This is a genomic window from Pseudomonas flavescens (assembly GCF_013408425.1).
Lineage (GTDB): Bacteria > Pseudomonadota > Gammaproteobacteria > Pseudomonadales > Pseudomonadaceae > Aquipseudomonas > Aquipseudomonas fulva_A.
In genome coordinates, this window is sequence record NZ_JACBYV010000001.1 from 1,296,661 (window position 1) to 1,313,789 (window position 17,129).

Annotated in this window: 20 protein-coding genes; 11 read left to right on the top strand and 9 right to left on the bottom strand. The window is 62.1% G+C overall.

Annotation, left to right across the window (positions count from 1 at the left end):
- Positions 1-198 precede the first annotated feature (198 nt).
- The 3 genes from FHR27_RS05670 to FHR27_RS05680 all read left to right on the top strand — a co-directional run bounded on the left by FHR27_RS05670 (position 199) and on the right by FHR27_RS05680 (position 2,643).
- Positions 199-1,590 carry a transglycosylase SLT domain-containing protein gene (locus FHR27_RS05670; RefSeq protein ID WP_218878591.1) on the top strand — a complete coding sequence of 464 codons (1,392 nt, stop codon included), beginning with the start codon at positions 199-201 and terminating at the stop codon, positions 1,588-1,590.
- A gap of 100 nt (positions 1,591-1,690) precedes the next feature.
- Positions 1,691-2,125 (top strand): DoxX family protein, encoded by a 435-nt coding sequence (locus FHR27_RS05675; protein WP_042553782.1) that lies wholly within the window; start codon positions 1,691-1,693, stop codon positions 2,123-2,125.
- A 218-nt stretch (positions 2,126-2,343) separates the two neighbouring features.
- Positions 2,344-2,643, top strand: a complete 300-nt coding sequence (locus FHR27_RS05680; protein WP_042553781.1) for a hypothetical protein — start codon at positions 2,344-2,346, stop codon at positions 2,641-2,643.
- Here the strand turns inward: FHR27_RS05680 and greB are convergent, their stop codons facing one another.
- The 3 genes from greB to FHR27_RS05695 are packed head-to-tail and all read right to left on the bottom strand — an operon-like array spanning position 2,644 to position 6,362.
- Positions 2,644-3,141, bottom strand: a complete 498-nt coding sequence (gene greB / locus FHR27_RS05685) for a transcription elongation factor GreB (RefSeq protein WP_179538037.1) — start codon at positions 3,139-3,141, stop codon at positions 2,644-2,646. It abuts the gene before it with no gap.
- A gap of 33 nt (positions 3,142-3,174) precedes the next feature.
- Positions 3,175-5,679 (bottom strand): ABC transporter permease, encoded by a 2,505-nt coding sequence (locus tag FHR27_RS05690; RefSeq protein ID WP_179538038.1) that lies wholly within the window; start codon positions 5,677-5,679, stop codon positions 3,175-3,177.
- Positions 5,679-6,362 (bottom strand): ABC transporter ATP-binding protein, encoded by a 684-nt coding sequence (locus tag FHR27_RS05695; RefSeq protein ID WP_042553778.1) that lies wholly within the window; start codon positions 6,360-6,362, stop codon positions 5,679-5,681. The genes FHR27_RS05690 and FHR27_RS05695 overlap by 1 nt, the downstream gene beginning before the upstream one ends.
- Positions 6,363-6,372: 10 nt before the next feature.
- On the opposite strand from FHR27_RS05695, the gene FHR27_RS05700 reads away from it, so the two are divergent.
- Genes FHR27_RS05700 through FHR27_RS05710 form a run of 3 tightly spaced genes read left to right on the top strand, consistent with a single transcriptional unit; the run spans position 6,373 to position 8,347 of the window.
- On the top strand, positions 6,373-6,990 hold the full coding sequence (locus FHR27_RS05700) for an arylesterase (RefSeq protein WP_179538039.1): 618 nt from the start codon (positions 6,373-6,375) through the stop codon (positions 6,988-6,990).
- Between the two features lie 58 nt (positions 6,991-7,048).
- A complete protein-coding gene (locus FHR27_RS05705) occupies positions 7,049-7,330 on the top strand; it encodes a hypothetical protein (RefSeq protein WP_042553776.1) in 282 nt (93 codons plus the stop codon).
- A 60-nt stretch (positions 7,331-7,390) separates the two neighbouring features.
- A complete protein-coding gene (locus FHR27_RS05710; RefSeq protein ID WP_179538040.1) occupies positions 7,391-8,347 on the top strand; it encodes a L,D-transpeptidase family protein in 957 nt (318 codons plus the stop codon).
- Between the two features lie 122 nt (positions 8,348-8,469).
- Here the strand turns inward: FHR27_RS05710 and oprI are convergent, their stop codons facing one another.
- On the bottom strand, positions 8,470-8,721 hold the full coding sequence (gene oprI / locus FHR27_RS05715; protein ID WP_042553774.1) for an outer membrane lipoprotei OprI: 252 nt from the start codon (positions 8,719-8,721) through the stop codon (positions 8,470-8,472).
- Between the two features lie 361 nt (positions 8,722-9,082).
- Here oprI and FHR27_RS05720 point away from each other — a divergent pair, with 361 nt between their 5' ends.
- Positions 9,083-9,364 (top strand): GNAT family N-acetyltransferase, encoded by a 282-nt coding sequence (locus FHR27_RS05720; RefSeq protein WP_042553773.1) that lies wholly within the window; start codon positions 9,083-9,085, stop codon positions 9,362-9,364.
- A 61-nt stretch (positions 9,365-9,425) separates the two neighbouring features.
- On the opposite strand, the gene FHR27_RS05725 is transcribed toward FHR27_RS05720, so the two are convergent.
- A complete protein-coding gene (locus tag FHR27_RS05725; RefSeq protein ID WP_179538041.1) occupies positions 9,426-10,502 on the bottom strand; it encodes a 3-deoxy-7-phosphoheptulonate synthase in 1,077 nt (358 codons plus the stop codon).
- Between the two features lie 133 nt (positions 10,503-10,635).
- Positions 10,636-11,052, bottom strand: coding sequence for a PilZ domain-containing protein (locus FHR27_RS05730; RefSeq protein ID WP_179538042.1), 417 nt, complete (start codon positions 11,050-11,052; stop codon positions 10,636-10,638).
- Between FHR27_RS05730 and FHR27_RS05735 the strand changes: the two genes are divergently transcribed.
- The 3 genes from FHR27_RS05735 to cysB all read left to right on the top strand — a co-directional run bounded on the left by FHR27_RS05735 (position 11,051) and on the right by cysB (position 13,140).
- Complete coding sequence (locus FHR27_RS05735; protein WP_179538043.1) at positions 11,051-11,437, top strand: thioredoxin family protein; 387 nt, start codon at positions 11,051-11,053, stop codon at positions 11,435-11,437. The two genes, FHR27_RS05730 and FHR27_RS05735, sit on opposite strands and share 2 nt — an antisense overlap.
- Positions 11,438-11,562: 125 nt before the next feature.
- The gene (locus FHR27_RS05740; RefSeq protein WP_042553769.1) at positions 11,563-12,060 is read left to right on the top strand and encodes a universal stress protein; all 498 of its coding nucleotides are present in this window, start codon (positions 11,563-11,565) and stop codon (positions 12,058-12,060) included.
- A gap of 105 nt (positions 12,061-12,165) precedes the next feature.
- Entirely contained in the window at positions 12,166-13,140 is a 975-nt protein-coding gene (cysB, locus tag FHR27_RS05745) for an HTH-type transcriptional regulator CysB (RefSeq protein ID WP_042553768.1), read from the top strand.
- Between the two features lie 55 nt (positions 13,141-13,195).
- Here the strand turns inward: cysB and FHR27_RS05750 are convergent, their stop codons facing one another.
- On the bottom strand, positions 13,196-13,816 hold the full coding sequence (locus FHR27_RS05750) for a phosphoadenosine phosphosulfate reductase domain-containing protein (protein ID WP_042553767.1): 621 nt from the start codon (positions 13,814-13,816) through the stop codon (positions 13,196-13,198).
- 133 nt (positions 13,817-13,949) lie between these two features.
- On the opposite strand from FHR27_RS05750, the gene thrH reads away from it, so the two are divergent.
- Entirely contained in the window at positions 13,950-14,567 is a 618-nt protein-coding gene (gene thrH, locus FHR27_RS05755; RefSeq protein WP_179538044.1) for a bifunctional phosphoserine phosphatase/homoserine phosphotransferase ThrH, read from the top strand.
- A 43-nt stretch (positions 14,568-14,610) separates the two neighbouring features.
- On the opposite strand, the gene FHR27_RS05760 is transcribed toward thrH, so the two are convergent.
- Together FHR27_RS05760 and rloB are read right to left on the bottom strand one after the other, a co-directional pair.
- The gene (locus FHR27_RS05760) at positions 14,611-15,597 is read right to left on the bottom strand and encodes an alpha-L-glutamate ligase-like protein (RefSeq protein WP_042553765.1); all 987 of its coding nucleotides are present in this window, start codon (positions 15,595-15,597) and stop codon (positions 14,611-14,613) included.
- A 4-nt stretch (positions 15,598-15,601) separates the two neighbouring features.
- Positions 15,602-17,128 (bottom strand): osmotic stress tolerance membrane protein RloB, encoded by a 1,527-nt coding sequence (gene rloB / locus FHR27_RS05765; RefSeq protein WP_042553764.1) that lies wholly within the window; start codon positions 17,126-17,128, stop codon positions 15,602-15,604.
- Position 17,129 lies beyond the last annotated feature (1 nt).

A 17,129-nucleotide genomic window follows, 5' to 3' on the forward strand; every position in this document is an offset into this window, starting at 1 on the left:
ACAGAGCTTTTCTTGGCATCTAAAAAGCTATCGATTACAAAGAGTTGTGCGTTCTTTGTAATGTGAAACCAACAATTATTGGCGTCAGAACTCCGGCTGTGCGACTCTCCGCGCCCAGCTTTCGGCTGACCGCCACTGGCCGTCGGCCGGTTTTTCGCCTCCGGAGCGTCGATATTGCGTGTCCTTCTTGTGCTGTGCATGTTGCTCTCGCTGCCGCTCTCGGCAGTGGCGCGCATTGCCGGCCCGGTGGAAGTGACCCAGCCAGCGGCGGTTCGTGATTTACCCAGCATTCGCAAGAGTGGCGAGCTGCGTGTACTGGTCAACCAGAGCCGCAACAGTTCTGGTGAGGTCAAAGGGCAGAGCATCGGTGTCGAATACCAGCGGCTGCGTGCCCTGGAGCAGTACCTCAACCGCAATGCGCGGGATGGTCGCAGCCTGCACCTGAAGATGATTCCCAAAGCCAAGGATCAATTGCTTGCCGCTCTACAGCGCGGCGAGGGTGACCTGGTGGCGCCGGGTGAGTTGCTCAGCAGCAAGGGTGGTGCGAGCGTCATCGCCAGTGAGGCGATTCGCCGTGATGTGCCGGTGGTGATCGTCGCGCGACAGGGCAATCGGCGCTATCAGCGTCTCGAACAACTGGCTGGGCGCAGCCTGTCGCTGCCGGTGGGGAGCATCGCCAAGGATGCCCTGCACGGCATCAACCTGAAACTCCAGGAGCGCAAGCTGCCGCCCATCGTGGTCGAGTGGGTGGATCCGACGCTCGCCGTCGAGGACGTGCTGGAGATGGTTCAGGCCGGTATCTTCGACTTCACTGCCGTGGAACTGCACATTGCCGAGCGTTGGGCCAAGGTGATGCCCAAGTTGCGGGTCGATCGCCATCTGGTGCTCGATGATCAGGGCGATATGCGCTGGTACATGCGCCGCGATGCGCCGATGCTCAGCGCCAGTGTCGATCGCTTTCTGGAAGGCTACCGGGTGCCCGATGATCAGGATGCTGCCTTTCAGCGTGTCTATCGGCGGCTTTACAAGGTGCACTCGCCCATGGGACGCACCGAAAGGCAACGCCTCGAGCGCGTGCGCCCGGTCTTGCAGCGCTATGCCGAACAGCATGATTTCGATTGGCTGGCGCTGGCCGCTCTGGCTTTCAAGGAGTCGACCCTGAATCCCGGTGCGCGGGGCAGCAGCGGTGCCACCGGGTTGATGCAGATCACCCCTGCGGCGGCGCGAAGTGTCGGTGTCAGCGATATCACGCGGGTGGAGAACAACGTGCAGGCCAGCGCCAAGTATCTGGCCAAGATTCGTCGCGGTTTCTTCAACAGCCCGCGCCTCAACGAGCGCGAGCGCATGGCCTTCGTGCTGGCGGGCTACAACCTCGGTCCGCAGCGGGTGCAGAGCCTGCGTGCGGAAGCCCGCAGGCGTGGCCTGAATCCGGATCAATGGTTCTTCCAGGTAGAGCGCGTCGCCATGGAAGAGCTGGGCATGGGCGTGGTCAGTTACGTCAATGCGGTGAACAAGTACTACCTGGCCTATGCGCGGGAGCGCTATTCCCTGGAGCCTGCTGCAAAGCAGGAAGTGAGCATGCGTAAATGATCGATTGGTTCGATTTGTTTTAGCGGTTTTATTCGGTATTCATATTTGATAATTAAATTAATATGGCGCCATCTCACTCACATAGCAAAGGAATCGCCCCATGATCGCACTCATCAAATCCCTGGCAGCCACTCGTGCCGGCTATGGCCTGACCATCCTGCGGGTGCTGGTCGGCATCACCTTCGTGGCCCATGGCGCGCAGAAACTGTTCGGCTGGTTCGGCGGTTACGGCCTGGCGGGTGTCGCGCAGTGGATGGAAAGCATCGGCCTGGCGCCCGGCTACCTGATGGCGTTGATGGCCGGTAGTGCCGAGTTCTTCGGTGGTCTGGCGCTGATTATCGGCTTGCTGGTGCGCCCCGCGGCGGCGGTACTGACCTTCACCCTGTTGGTGGCCATCTTCTCCGTGCACATCGGTAACGGTTTCTTCATGAGCGACAACGGCTATGAATTCGCCCTGGCGCTGATGGCCGCTACGCTGGCACTGCTGATCGAAGGCGCTGGCCGTCTGTCTGTCGACAAGCGCATCGCCGGTTAAACGACGAGAGTCGCTGAAAAGCCCGCTGATGCGGGCTTTCTTCGTTATTGACAGGGCGATCCGCAACTCTCTAGGATTGACGTCTGCGCCGATTTAAACAGCTACTTGCGGGGCGCCTCAGAGACTCTTCAACGACTCTCGAAATTCCGCTAAAGCGCTGGTTCGGTGTTGCCTCTCACCGCTGCCCAGCGGGATTTTCGAGGCGGAGACAAACACCCATGACCTGCCCACAGGCCACCCAGATTCGTATCGCACCCATCACTTCCGGCCTGCTGCGGCGCAACCCGCGCATCCTGCTAGGTGGTACCCACCAGCCAACCCTGTTGCGCTACCTCGATGGCTGGCCGAGTCGCCGTGAGGGGCGTCGCGCCTTTCTCGTGCAGTTCGCCGAACACGGCGAATCGCTGCAACGCTTCGCCGCCGACAGCTTCGATTTCGCGGTGCTGCAGCGCCCGAGTGCCGAGGCGCTGGGCCAACTGACGCGTATCGCCCGACAGGGGCTGATCACCCTGCGCTGACTACGGATAGTCGATGGTGATGACGTACCAGTACTTGTCGCCGGTCGGCGTTTCCACGCGCACTTCGGCGTCCAGCCCCTTGCCGATCAGCGCCCGCGCAAGCGGTGAGTCGATGCTGATCAGGTTGAGCTTCAGGTCGAGTTCGTCGGGGCCGACGATGCGGTAGCGCGAGGCGTTGCCGTCTTCATCTTCCAGGGTCACCCAGGCGCCGAAGTAGACCTTGTCCGGGTCGCTCGGGCGGGTATCGACCACCTTGAGCTTTTCCAGGCGCTTGGTGAGAAAGCGCACGCGGCTGTCGATTTCCCGCAGCATTTTCTTGCCGTAGGTGTATTCCGCGTTCTCGGAGCGGTCACCCTGGGCAGCTGCCTCGCTGACCGAGCGCGTCACCTCGGGGCGGCGTACGTGCCAGAGTTCGTGCAGTTCTGCGCGCAGACGCGCCTCACCTTCGGGGGTGATGAGGGGCGTTCCGGCGGCGCGGGGTGGGCGGTATCGGCTCATGCTGGGCTCGGTCTGGTGCGGATGCGCAGTCTATCAACCCTCGCGCAGAACGGTGAGAGGGCTGGCATCGAGCGAGCGCCGCGTGCCGAGAACGCCTGTGGTGGCGACCAGCAGCGCGCCGATCAGCGGCAGCAACAGCAGCCACGGATGCGGTTGCCAGGCCATCTGGAAGGCGTAGCGGTAGAGCAGGAAGCTGACCAGTTCACAACCCAGGGCCGCCAGCAGGCCGCTGGTTGCACCGAGCAGGCCGAACTCGGCGCGGCGTGCCTGGATCAGCAGCTTGCGCTCCGCACCCAGAGCGCGTAACAGGGCGCCCTGGTGAATGCGTTCATCCAGCGTCGATTGCAGCCCGGCGAACAGCACGGCCAGGCCAGCCGCCAGGACGAACAGCAGGACGAACTCGATGGCGATGGTGACCTGGGCGAGGATGCTGCGCAGTTGATTGAGCAGCGCCTCTACCTGCAGCAGGGTGACCGACGGGAATGCGCGCGACAGCTCGACCAGTTGCCGCTCCTGCTGTGGCGGGAGGTAGAAGCTGGTCAGATAGGTAACTGGCAGATCCTGCAGGGTGCCTGGCTCGAAGATCATGAAGAAGTTGGGTTGGAAGTTGTTCCAGTCGACTTCACGCAGGCTGGTCACCAGCGCATCGCGGTTGACGCCACCCACGGTGAACGTCAGCCGGTCGCCCAGCTTGATCTGCAGGCTTTCCGCCAACTCGTCTTCCACCGATACGCCGGGCAGTTCCTGGCTCTTGTCGCCTGTCCACCACTTGCCCGCGGTGAGGGTATTGCCCTCCGGCAGGTCGGCGCCCCAGGTCAGGCTAAGGTCGCGGCGTACCGCGCGCTCGCCACGGGAGTCCTTGCTGACGTACTGACGAACCGGATCGCCGTTGACCATCACCAATCGGCCCGGCACCACCGGGTAGAGCGGCGCGGGGTGGGGGGACAACTGCTCCAGGCGTGCGGCGAACGCGTCCCGCTCGGCAGGCAGTACATTCAGTGCGAAATGGTTGGGGGCATCGGCAGGCAATTGGTCCTGCCAGGTGTCCAGCAGTTCGCCGCGCAGCAGAGCGATCAGAGCCATGGCCAGCAGGATCAGGCCGAAGGCCAGGGATTGCCCCGCGGCAGCCAGAGGCCTGCGCAGCAGTTGGCCGAGCCCCAGGCGCCACGGCAGCGAGGCGCGAGCCAAGAGGCGGCGCAGGCTCTGCAAGCCGAGCAGCAACAGACCGCCGAGCAGTAGCGCAGTGACCAGGCCGCCGCCGAGCAGTGCCAGGGTCAATGGCAAATCCAGACTCAGGCGCCACATGATCAGCCCGAGGGCGAGCAGGGCGGTGCCGTACACCAGCCAGGAGCTGGCCGGCACCGGCAGCATGTCGCGACGCAGCACGCGCAGTGGCGGCACACGGCCGAGAGCGGCCAAAGGCGGCAGGGCGAAACCGGCCAGTGCCACCAGGCCCGTGGCGATGCCGGCCAGCGCCGGCCACAAGCCGCCGGGTGGAATCTGTGTCGGCAGCAAACCCTGCAGCAGTTGGAACAGCAACTGTTGGGCGAGCCAGCCGAGCAGGGCACCGCTGAGGCTGGCGACCAGGCCGAGAATCGCCAGTTGCAGACTGAACAGGCCAAGTGCCTGGCGACGTGACAAGCCCAGGCAGCGCAGCAAGGCGCTGGCGTCGAAGCGACGGCTGGCGAAGCGCGCAGCGGACAACGCCACGGCGACCCCGGCCAGCAGAACGGCGGCCAGGCTGGCCAGATTCAGATAGCGTTCGGCGCGATCGAGGGCACTGCCGACGCTGCGGCTGCCATCGCGGGCGTCATCGAAGCGCTGGTGGGCGGCCAGGTCTGGTTCGAGAGCCTGGCGGTAGCTGGCCAGGGCGTCGCTCGGGCCATTCCATTGTTCGATGTAGCGGACTCGACTGCCTGGCTGCACCACGCGGGTGGCGGGCAGGTCGTCCAGGTGCATCAGCACATGGGGCGTCAGGCTGTAGAAGTCGCCGGCTTCATCCGGCAGGTAGGTCAGGACGCGGGTCAGGCGCAGTGTCTTGGCGCCGACTTCGATGTCGTCCCCGGTTTTCAGATTCAGGGCAGCCAGCAGGCGCGCCTCGGCCCAGACCTCACCCGGGCGTGGACCCTGGCTCACAGCCTCCTCGGCGTAGGGCTCGGCAGCGCTCTTCAGTTCGCCGCGCAACGGGTAGCCATTGCCGGCAGCTTTGACGCTGGCCAGCTGGATGCCTTCGTCGCTGGCGATCACGCTGGAGAACTCGACCACCTGGGCGTGTTCCAGACCCCGTGAGGTGCCTGCGTCGATCTGCTCGGCAGATGCCGGCGCGCTGCCGCGCAGAATCAGGTCGGCACCGAGGAACTCGGTCGCACGCAAGCTCATGCCTTCATTCAGGCGAGCGCCGAAATAGCCGATGGCGGTACTCGACGCGACGGCGATCAGCAAGGCGAAGAACAGCACGCGCAACTCGCCGGCACGTGCATCGCGCAGCAGTTGCCGGCCTGCGAGCGACAGCAGGCTGAAGAAGGACAGGGATTTCATCAGGCGTTCACCGGTGCCACGAGGTGGCCACCCTCCAGGCGGATCAGGCGCTGGCAGCGGGCCGCCAGGCGTTCATCGTGGGTGACCAGTACCAGGGTGGCGCCACGCTCCTGATTGAGCTCGAACAGCAGGTCGCTGATCCGCTCGCCGGTGTGGCTGTCCAGGTTGCCGGTGGGCTCATCGGCGAACAGCACATCCGGATCGGCGGCAAAGGCGCGGGCGATGGCGACCCGCTGCTGTTCACCACCAGATAGCTGGCGCGGAGTATGGGTCAGACGTGCGCCCAGGCCGACCCGCTCGAGCAGTTGCGTGGCGCGCTGGCGGGCATCGCTTCGACCTTCGAGCTCCAGCGGCAGCATGACGTTCTCCAGCGCATTGAGGCTGTCGAGCAACTGGAAGGACTGGAACACGAAGCCGACGTGCTCGGCACGCACACGGGCGCGCTCATCCTCGCCCAGGCTGCCCAGATCGTTATCGGCCAGCAGGATGCGCCCGCTGCTTGGCAGGTCGAGCCCGGCCAGCAGGCCAAGCAGGGTGGATTTGCCAGATCCCGAGCTACCGACGATGGCCAGACTGCCACCTTTTTCCAATTCCAGTGAAAGGTCGTGCAGGATGGTCAACTCGCCTTCCGCGCTGGAAACCACTTTGTTAAGGTTCCGCGCAGACAGAATGCTTGAGCTCATGAGGAATCCGATGCGTGCGATATGGAAGGGGACCGTTCTCGGCCTGCTGCTGTTGGGACAGATTGCGGTACAGATGGCGCAGGCGGGGACCGTACTGGTCGTCGGCGATAGTATCAGTGCGGCTTTTGGCATGGATACCCGCCAGGGCTGGGTTCATCTGCTCGATGAGCGCCTGCAGAGCGAGGGTTTCGAGCATCGACTGGTGAATGCCTCGATCAGCGGCGACACCAGTGCTGGCGGTGCCGCGCGGCTGCCGGCGCTGCTTGCAGAGCACAAGCCGGGTCTGGTTGTGGTGGAGCTGGGGGGCAATGATGGCTTGCGCGGGCTGCCTCCAAGCCAATTGCAACAGAATCTTGCGTCGATGATCGATGCGTCCCGCGAGGCTGGCGCCAAGGTACTGTTGCTGGGGATGCGCATTCCGCCCAACTACGGGGAGCGCTATACCAGCGCTTTTGCCAAGGTGTACGACGACCTGGCGGCGGAGAAGGATGTGCCGCTGGTGCCATTTCTTCTCGAGGGGGTGGGTGGTGTCGATACGCTGATGCAGGACGATGGCGTGCATCCCGCCGTGGAGGCGCAGCCGATGCTGCTGGAGAATGTTTGGCCCACCCTGAAACCGTTGCTCTGACGGGCTTTTCCACTGGCGGAGTTTCGGCTAATGTGGCGCCCCCGCCCTGGAGCCCCCAATGCTGCGACCCGTCTGGTCTCTGTACGCCTATCAACTGATCGAGCCTGACGAACAGCTCGATCTGTTCGCCTGCCGTGAGGTTCGGGTGCACCTGGTCGCTCGGCAGTTGGAGCTCGGTGGCTATGCCGACCGCACGCTATGTGGCGGCCTGCTGCCTGCGCAGCCGCTGTGGCGCGATCTGCAGCGGGAGATGTTGCAGGATCGGCGGCTGTGTCCGGCGTGCCGGGCGACGCTCGAGGCGCAACGGCGCGGAGATCGCCCGGCCTGGCCGGGGCGCTGAGCCGGGCAGCGGTATACACTTCACGCCTCACCATCATTTCCAACCTCAAGGGTTTCCTGCATGTCGCCGCGCGTTTCAGCTCTCGCTCGCTGTCTGTCGTTGAGTGCTTTCTGTCTGGCAGGTTCTGCTGTCGCGATGGAATTGCCGCTGCCGCCGCCTGGCGAGGATGTGGTGGGCGAGATTCAGGTGATCAAGGCGCGCTACGAAGACACCTTCGCCGATATCGGTACCGCCAATGATCTGGGTTATCTGGAAATGGTCGCCGCCAACCCCGGTGTCGATGCCTGGTTGCCGGGCGAGGGCACGGATATCGTGCTGCCGACGCGTTTCATCCTGCCGCCGGGGCCGCGTGAAGGCATCGTCATCAACCTCGCCGAGTACCGTCTTTACTATTTTCCGAAAGGCCAGAACGTCGTCTACACCTACCCGCTGGGAATCGGCCGTGAGGGCTGGAGTTCGCCGGTTACCGACGCGCGCATCACTGCGAAAACACCGAACCCCGGCTGGTACCCACCGCAGTCGATCCGCGATGAACACGCCGCTGACGGTGATCCATTGCCCAGTTACGTGCCGCCAGGTCCGGACAATCCGCTGGGGCCCTACAAAATGTCGCTTTCGGTGCCGGGTTACCTGATCCATGGTTCGAACAAGAAATTCGGTATCGGCATGCGAGTCAGCCATGGCTGTTTCCGCATGCTCAACAACAACGTGCTAGAACTGGCTGGCAAGGTGCCGGTTGGCACGCCGGTGCGCATCATCGACGAGCCCTACAAGTTTGGCGTGAGCAACGGCAAGGTCTATCTCGAAGCCCATGCGCCGCTGGAGGCGGAAGAGGGCGCTGTGCTCGGTGACCAGCATGCAGCGGTGGTCAATGCGCTGATCAAGCGCAGTGATCTGAACGCGCAGAATCTGGACTGGGCTGTGGTGCGTGACGTGGTGGCTGCACAGGATGGGTTGCCGATCGAGATTGCCGCGCCGCGTGATGGCGTCATTCAGGCGCAGTCACCGGCTCTCTGAGGTGGTCAGCCATCGAGCGACCGTTGTTGTTCAGCGGCTGCTCCAGAGGCGCCAGTACGGCGAGTGCTGCAGCAACGAAAAAACCGGCCATTGGGCCGGTTTTTTCGTTAGCCCTGGGGCTATTACTTGCGGCTGGCTTTTTCCAGCATACGCAGAGCGCGCTCGTTGGCTTCGTCAGCAGTTTGCTGAGCCTTCTGAGCAGCGGCCAGCGCTTCGTCAGCCTTGCGGTAGGCTTCGTCGGCACGGGCTTGCGAGCGAGCTGCTGCGTCTTCGGTTGCAGTCAGGCGGGCTTCGGTTTCTTTGGTAACGCTGCTGCAACCGGTAGCCAGAACTGCGGCCAGAGCCAGAGCAGAGAATTTCAGAACGTTGTTCATCGTGTTCCCCTTGGGGTAAGTTTTTTGCTTGTTGAAGCCACATCCCGAACCCGGAAAATGACCGGCGTACATACTACCTGTAACTTTTAGTAAGTAAACGGACGACGAGCAAGGGTTCCGGTTTTTTTTACGCCTGCCGCGCTTGCCGGCAATTAACGGAGTTCGCGGCATTGCTCGCTTGTTCAACGAATGTGCAAGGTGAACGATGGACGAATCACTCTGATCGATTTGCCAGGTGCGGCCAGTACGGATTTCGCCTTGCCCTTTATCATCTAGAATGGCTTTATATCCTATTGTTACCGGATGTGCGCAGGCCACAATGGCCGGATGTCGATGTCCGACCCAATCGAGAGGAGTAGTAATGAGCGAGCCACTGTCCATTCACCATGACCTTGCCGGTCACCAGTTCGAGACCACAGTGGATGGTGATCGCGCTTACCTCTCGTACATGGACCTGGGTAAACAGACGCTGGATATCTATCGGACTTTCGTTCCCAACTCGCTGCGTGGGCGCGGCATCGCGGCAGCCCTCACCAAAACGGCCCTCGACTATGCCGAGCGCATGGGCTACACGGTGATTCCGTCCTGCTCCTACGTGGAGCGTTACATGGCACGCCTCGAAGGCTCCACCGAACAGCGCTGAACGCAGGCACTGCGAACGAAAACGCCGGGCATCTGCCCGGCGTTTTCATTGCTGCGCCTGGTTAGCCGCGCTTGCGCTTGGGCAGTACGTCCTTGAGTTTGACGTGCATGCTGCGCAGGGTCTTCTCGGTACTTTCCCAATCGATGCAGGCGTCGGTAATCGAAACACCGTACTTGAGCTGCTGCAGGTCTTTGGGGATCGACTGGCTGCCCCAGCCCAGATGGCTTTCGACCATCAGGCCGACGATCGACTGGTTGCCTTCGAGGATCTGATTGGCGACGTTGTCCATCACCAGAGGCTGCAGGGCCGGGTCCTTGTTGGAGTTGGCGTGGCTGCAGTCGACCATGATGTTCGGCTGGATGCCGGCCTTGTTCAGTTCCTGTTCGCAGATGGCCACGCTGACCGAATCATAGTTCGGCTTGCCGTTGCCACCGCGCAGCACCACGTGACCGTAGGCGTTGCCCTTGGTGGTGACGATCGAGACGCCGCCCTGCTGGTTGATGCCCAGGAAGCGGTGTGGGCTGGAAACCGATTGCAGGGCGTTGATGGCGACGGTCAGGCCGCCGTCGGTGCCGTTCTTGAAGCCGACGGCCGACGACAGGCCCGAAGCCATTTCGCGGTGTGTCTGGGATTCGGTGGTGCGCGCGCCAATGGCGGACCAGCTGATCAGATCCTGCAGGTACTGCGGCGAGATCGGGTCCAGCGCTTCGGTGGCGGTGGGCAGGCCCATTTCCGCGAGGTCGAGCAGCAGTTTGCGACCGATATGCAGGCCATCCTGGATCTTGAACGAGTCGTCGAGGTACGGATCGTTGATCAGGCCCTTCCAGCCGACGGTGGTGCGTGGCTTCTCGAAGTAGACGCGCATCACCAGATACAGGGTGTCGGAAACCTCTTCGGCCAGAACCTTCAGGCGCTCGGCGTATTCATGAGCCGCCTTGATGTCGTGGATGGAGCAGGGGCCGACGACCACGAACAGGCGGTGATCCTTGCCGTCGAGGATGTCGCGCACTACCTGGCGGCCTGCGGAAACCGTGCGTTGAGCACTCTCGGTCAGCGGAATCTCGAGCTTGATCTGCTCGGGGGTGATCAGGGTTTCGTTGGAGGCGACGTTAAGGTCGTTAATCGGTAAATCAGCCATCGTGCTTTTCATCAATTGCGTCATCGGGTCACGGGAGCCGGCCGCCAGCGATCCCCGTGCAGCGGGCACAGCATTATGGGCACAGCGGGGAAGCCGAACCTTAGCGCGTTAGCGCCCGGCTAGACAATGAAATTTAGGACGCAGGAGCGCTAAAACTGGCAGCGTGCTGCTCCCGCCATTCCTTGGCGATGAGCTCCAGCGGGAGTGCCTGACCGACCTGCTGCTCGCGGTGCCTGCGGTATTGTTCGATACGACACACCTGTTCGACCATGTAGGCGCGCAGCCCGGTGTCGTGGCCACTGAAGGCGACGCCGACCAGATAGGCATCGGACTGTTTGCTGCACCAGGCGACGAGGCCGGGGTAGGATGCCTGCTCACCCAACAGCGGGATGTGCAGCTCCACCGCAGTTCCTTGCGAGAGAGGACGGGTCGAGTGGCAGGCCGCGCCACCGAGGCCGATATTGTCGAGGCGTTGCCACGGGTTGGGGGCTTGCCTGCGTAATCGCAATTCCACCGGCAGATCACTGTTATGACGAAGAAAGCGACGCATGAAAGACCACTCTGGCTGCCAGCAAATGGATAGTGCCCGAACCAGTATAGCCACTGAATTGGAACTGTCGGATTTTGATGCCGATCAGCGATTACTGAGCCTGCCGGGGATTTCACTGGTGATCTTCACCAGTCCCGGGTGTGCCGCCTGCCGTTATGCGCGTGAGCGGCTGCCGTTGTTTTCCATGCCTGTCGATCGACTGGCGTGGATCGATGCGGGTGACAACAACGGTCTGGTTCAACGCTATGACGTGTTCCATCTGCCAGCCATGTTTCTGGTTCGTGATGGGGGCTTCCAAGGCCCGCTGCACAGCCGGCTCGCCGCTGTCGAGCTGCACCATACCATAGACGAGGCGCTTGGCCGCGAGCCCCAGGAACTGCCCTGATTTACGGCCTCCATCCGAGCGATAGCCCCTAGTCATTAATACTAAACGACTGCCCGCCACCCACTTGTGAAAGCTGCTGCTAAGCTCAAGCGAGGCGCCGCCGTGTCGGCAGTCGGGGAGGCCCCATGATTCGCTCGATTCTCTATGCAACCGATCTCGGCCTTTATGCACCTTATGTCTTGCAGCACGCGCTGGCCATGGCCCGCAGCTTCAAGGCGCGCCTCTACGTGGTGCACGTGGTCGAGCCGATGGGGCTGTTTGCCGAGTCGGTCCTGCAAACCTATGTGGACGAGGCGCGTCTCAAGGAATTGCGCAGCACCGGGCTGGATACGGTGATGAACAGCATCGAGCTGCGCGTGCTCGAGGGCTTTCGCGATGAGCTGGGCGACAACCGTGATGACCTCGACCTGATCGGCTCCGTGCGAGTGCTGCGGGGCGATCCACCGATCTCCATTCTCGAGGAGGCGCAGAAACTCGGTGTGGATCTGCTGGTCGTAGGCAGTCACAGCCATGGCGCAGCGCTGGAGGTACCGATGGGCAGGACGGCGTCAAGATTGCTGCAATTGTCCGATGTGCCGGTGTATCTGGTGCCCATGTTGCAACACCGCTCTCGTTACGAATGATCGCCGCGCGAACCGAATAAAAAATCTATATTTACTGTCTCAACCATTAATATGGTTATATATCGAGCCGACGATCAGGCTGCCTATCCGCTTTGAGGGATTTATATGAAGCTTCAGCAATTGCGCTACATCTGGGAAGTCGCGCACCATGACCTCAACGTCTCGGCCACGGCGCAGAGCCTCTATACCTCGCAGCCGGGTATCAGCAAGCAGATTCGTCTGCTCGAGGACGAGTTGGGCGTGGAAGTCTTCGCCCGCAGCGGCAAGCACCTGACGCGCGTCACTCCAGCGGGTGAGCGGATCATCACCACGGCCGGTGAGATCCTGCGCAAGGTCGAGAGCATCAAGCAGATCGCCCAGGAGTTCTCCAACGAGAAGAAGGGCACGCTGTCCATCGCGACCACTCACACCCAGGCACGTTATGCGCTGCCGCCGGTGATCAGCAGTTTCATCAAGCAGTACCCGGAAGTCGCCCTGCACATGCATCAGGGCACGCCGACGCAGATTTCCGAGATGGCCGCCGACGGCACCGTCGATTTCGCCATCGCCACCGAAGGTCTCGAACTGTTCAATGATCTGGTGATGATGCCTTGTTATCGCTGGAATCGCTGCGTGATCGTGCCTCAGGGGCATCCATTGGCGAAGTTGCCCAAGCTGACCCTGGAGGCACTGGCCGAGCACGAGATCGTTACCTACACCTTCGGTTTCACCGGTCGTTCCAAGCTCGACGAAGCATTCAGTCATCGCGGCCTCACCCCCAAGGTGGTGTTCACCGCGGCCGACGCCGACGTGATCAAGACTTACGTACGCCTTGGCCTCGGTGTCGGCATCGTGGCCAAGATGGCCGTCGATTCGACCCTCGACCCGGACCTCGTGGTGCTCGATGCCAGTGAACTGTTCGAGTCCAGCGTGACCAAGATCGGCTTCCGTCGTGGCACCTTCCTGCGTGGCTTCATGTGCGACTTCATCGAGAAGTTCGCCCCGCACCTGACCCGAGACGTTCTGGCCAAGGCCGTGCAGTGCCACAACAAGGTCGAGCTCGAAGAGCTGTTCAAGGGCGTGGAACTGCCGCTGCACTGATCGCTGTGGCAAACGAAAATGGCGCCCGTGGGCGCCATTTTCTTGCGTGCCGAGATCAGTGGCTCAGGTGCAGGCCGCACTCACGGTTGTCTTCGCCCTTGGTGGGGTCGAAGTAGTCGAAGTTGTTCGGCAGACCGTGGGCGGTAAGGTACTGATACAGGTCCTTGGACGACCAGTGCAGCAGCGGCGCGACCTTGATCAGGCCATCCGGGTTGATGCTGACCGGCTGCATCTGTGCGCGCACGGCCGTGTCGGTGGCGCGCAGCGCCGTGAACCAGACGCTCGGTGCGGTTTCGCGCAGCGCACGGGCGAAGGGCTCCAGCTTGACCTCTTCGGTGAACGCCGCATGGCGCGGGTCATCCAGTGCCGGTGTCGGGCCGTCGATGGCTTCGCGGTGAGCGCGGCTGCGCTTGGGCAGGTAGGTGATCAGGTTGAGGCCGAGCTGGCGGGTCACTTCGTCAGCGAACCTGTAGGTGGCGTCGGTGTTGTAGCCGCTGTCCATCCACACGATCGGGATGTCGGCCTTGGCCTGGCTGACCATGTGCAGGATGACGGCCTCGAACGGGCGGAAGTTGGTGGTGCAGATCGCTGGTTTACCCAGGCCGATCGCCCACTCGATCAGCTTTTCCGGCTGATTGGCGAATTCGGCGTTGAGTCTGTCCAGGTCGAGATCCATTGCGGGCTCCAGAGCATGTGGATGAGAGTGGCGATGGTAGCAAATCTGCGTGCTGGGCGGCGGCCGTATCGTCAAGGTGCCTTGGCTTCTGTAAAGTTGCCGGCAACTTTCAAGCCCAACGTAGGAGTGTGCCGTGGAAATCGCTTGCCTCGATCTGGAAGGAGTACTGGTCCCCGAGATCTGGATCGCCTTCGCCGAGAAGACTGGAATCGAATCCCTCAAGGCGACCACCCGGGACATTCCCGACTACGATGTCTTGATGAAGCAGCGCCTGCGTATCCTCGACGAGCATGGTCTGAAACTCTCGGATATCCAGGAAGTGATCGCCACGCTCGAACCGCTGGAGGGCGCCGTCGAATTCGTCGACTGGCTGCGCGAGCGTTTCCAGGTGGTGATCCTTTCGGACACTTTCTATGAGTTCTCTCAGCCGCTGATGCGCCAATTGGGCTTTCCGACCCTGCTGTGCCATCGCCTGATCACCGACGATACCGACCGTGTCGTGGACTACCAACTGCGACAGAAGGATCCCAAGCGTCAATCGGTATTGGCCTTCAAGAGCCTCTACTACCGTGTGATCGCAGCCGGCGACTCCTACAATGACACCACCATGCTCAGCGAGGCCCATGCCGGCATCCTGTTCCATGCGCCGGAAAACGTGATCCGTGAATTTCCGCAGTTCCCGGCCGTGCACACATACGCGGACCTGAAGAACGAGTTCCTCAAGGCGTCCAATCGTCAGCTGAGTCTGTAACAGGATTGCCTCCTGCCGACGGGCGTCGGCAGCAGGGCAGGGCTCAGATTTCAGCCACTGGAACGTGGCCGAACAGTTCCTGAGAGAAGCGCGTGCGCTCTTCGGCGTTTTCCTGGATGCCCTTGGCGGCCAGTTCTTCAAGGCGAGCCTCCACCGCATGGGCGCGATGGGTCAGGCCGCAATCGTTGGCGATCTGGATGTTCAGGCCGGGGCGGGCGTTGAGCTCGAGAATCAGCGGGCCCTTGTCCTGGTCCAGCACCATATCCACGCCAATGTAGCCCAGGCCGCACAGCTCGTAGCAGCCCGCGGCGAGCTTCATGAAGCCATCCCAGTTCGGCAACTGCACGCCGTCCACCGCGTTGGTGGTGTCCGGGTGCTTGGTGATCTTGTTGTTCAGCCAGGTGCCGCGCAGGGTCACGCCGGTTGCCAGATCCACGCCGACGCCGATGGCGCCTTGGTGGAGGTTGGCCTTGCCGCCCGACTGGCGGGTCGGCAGGCGCAGCATGGCCATCACCGGATAGCCCATCAGCACGATGATGCGGATATCCGGCACGCCTTCGTAGCTGATGCTCTTGAAGATGGCGTCCGGGGTCACCCGGTATTCGATCAGGGCACGATCGCGGTGTCCGCCGAGGGAGTAGAGCCCCGAGAGGATGCTGGAGATCTGCTGCTCGATTTCGGAGTGGCTGACGATCTTGCCCGACACCGTCTTGAAGCGATCCTCGAAGCGGTCGGCGATCACCAGAATGCCGTCTCCGCCGGCACCCTGGGCCGGCTTGACGACGAAATCGCTGCGCTCGCCGATGATCTTGTCGAGGTTGTCGATTTCCTTCTCGGTGGAGATCACCCCGTACATTTCCGGCACGTGAATGCCGGCCTGAATCGCCCGCTCCTTGGTGATGATCTTGTCGTCGACGATGGGGTACAGGTGCCGTTTGTTGTACTTCAGCACGTAGTCAGCATTGCGTCGGTTGATGCCCATGATGCCTTTGGCTTCAAGGGCCTTCCAGGTTTTCCAGAGACCTAGCATTGGCTCAATCCTTCAGGAAGGCTTTGAAGCGGAACAGTTCGGTCAGGCGGTAGCCGCGGTAGCGACCCATCGCCAGCATGAAGCCCACCAGAATCAGCAGAATTGCCGGGAAGGTGAAGACGAAGTAGACCAGTTCCGGCACGCTCATCAGCAGGTGCGCGATGGTGGCGGCGAACAGGGTGCCGATGGCGACCTTGAAGGCATGGCCACCGCCACGTTCCTCCCAGGTGATCGACAGACGCTCGATGGTCATGGTCAGGATCACCATCGGGAACAGCGCCACGGACAGGCCGCGTTCGAGGCCGAGCTTGTGACTGAACAGGCTGATGGTGGCGATCAGCACGACCACGAAGGTCAATACCACCGACAGGCGTGGCAGCATCTGCAGCTTCAGGTGCTCCAGATAGGAGCGCAGCGAGAGGCCGAGAGCGGTGATTACCGTGAACAGGAAGATGCCGAAGCCCAGCTGGGTCTCACGGAAGGCCAGGGCGATCAGCACCGGGGTGAAGGTACCCAGGGTCTGCAGGCCGCCGAGGTTGCGCAGGATCAGGATGACCAGCACGCCGATGGGGATCATCACCATGATCATGAAGGTCTGCTGGGTCTGCAGCGGCAGGCCGTACAGCGAATACTCCAGGAAGTCGGCGTCGGTGTTCTCGTCGGTCAGCTGAGCGAGGCGGATGGCGTTCATCTCGCTGTTGTTGAGGGTGAAGGTGGTGGTTGCCTGACGGCCGCCGTCGAGGGTGACCAGCGGCTCGTCACCCGTCCACCAGACCAGGCGATCGCTCGGCAGGCCTTGCTCCCCGGTTTCCGGGTTGAAGTACAGCCAGCGGTCGCCGTTGAAGCTGCGCAGCCAAAGCTCCGGGCTCTGCTGAATGTCGGCTGCCAGGCGAATGGTGTGTACGCGCTCCATCGGTACGTGGGCGATGGACAGCAGCAGTTCGACGGCCTGGGCCTTCTTGGTCGTCGAGGCATCGCCGCCGAGCAGCAGCTTGGCGTTGTCGTCATTGGTATTGTTGACGCGCTTGATGGTCTCGCTGATGAAGGTCTCGACGTCGGCCGAGTGCTGGCGAATCGGCGCCAGCAGCGCTTCCGCCGCGATCTTCTCGGGACCTTCTACCGGAATGCTGTCACGGAAGATCGGCCCTTTGGCCTTGGCCTGCTCGCCGCTGTAGCGCTTGGTCAGTACAAGGCGGTAATAAAGAGTCTGCTTGCCGCTGGCACGGCGCGCCGACCAGGTCACCTTGCGGTTGCTGTCGGCACGGTTGACGCTCACGCCATAGTTGTTGGAGATGAAACTCTCGTTGAGGCTGACGTAATCCTGATTCAGGGGCGGCACGAACATCTGCAGCTTGATCGGGTCACGACCATTGGCCTGGAATTCAACGCGGGTGTCGATGTTCCACAGGTCATCGGTCTCGTCGCTGCTGACCGGAATGCCAAGCACGAATATCTGATAGGCCGTAATCGCGATCCCCAGGCTCACCAGGATGGTGATGAGGACTTTCAGGTGCAGGGTGAGAGAGCGCATG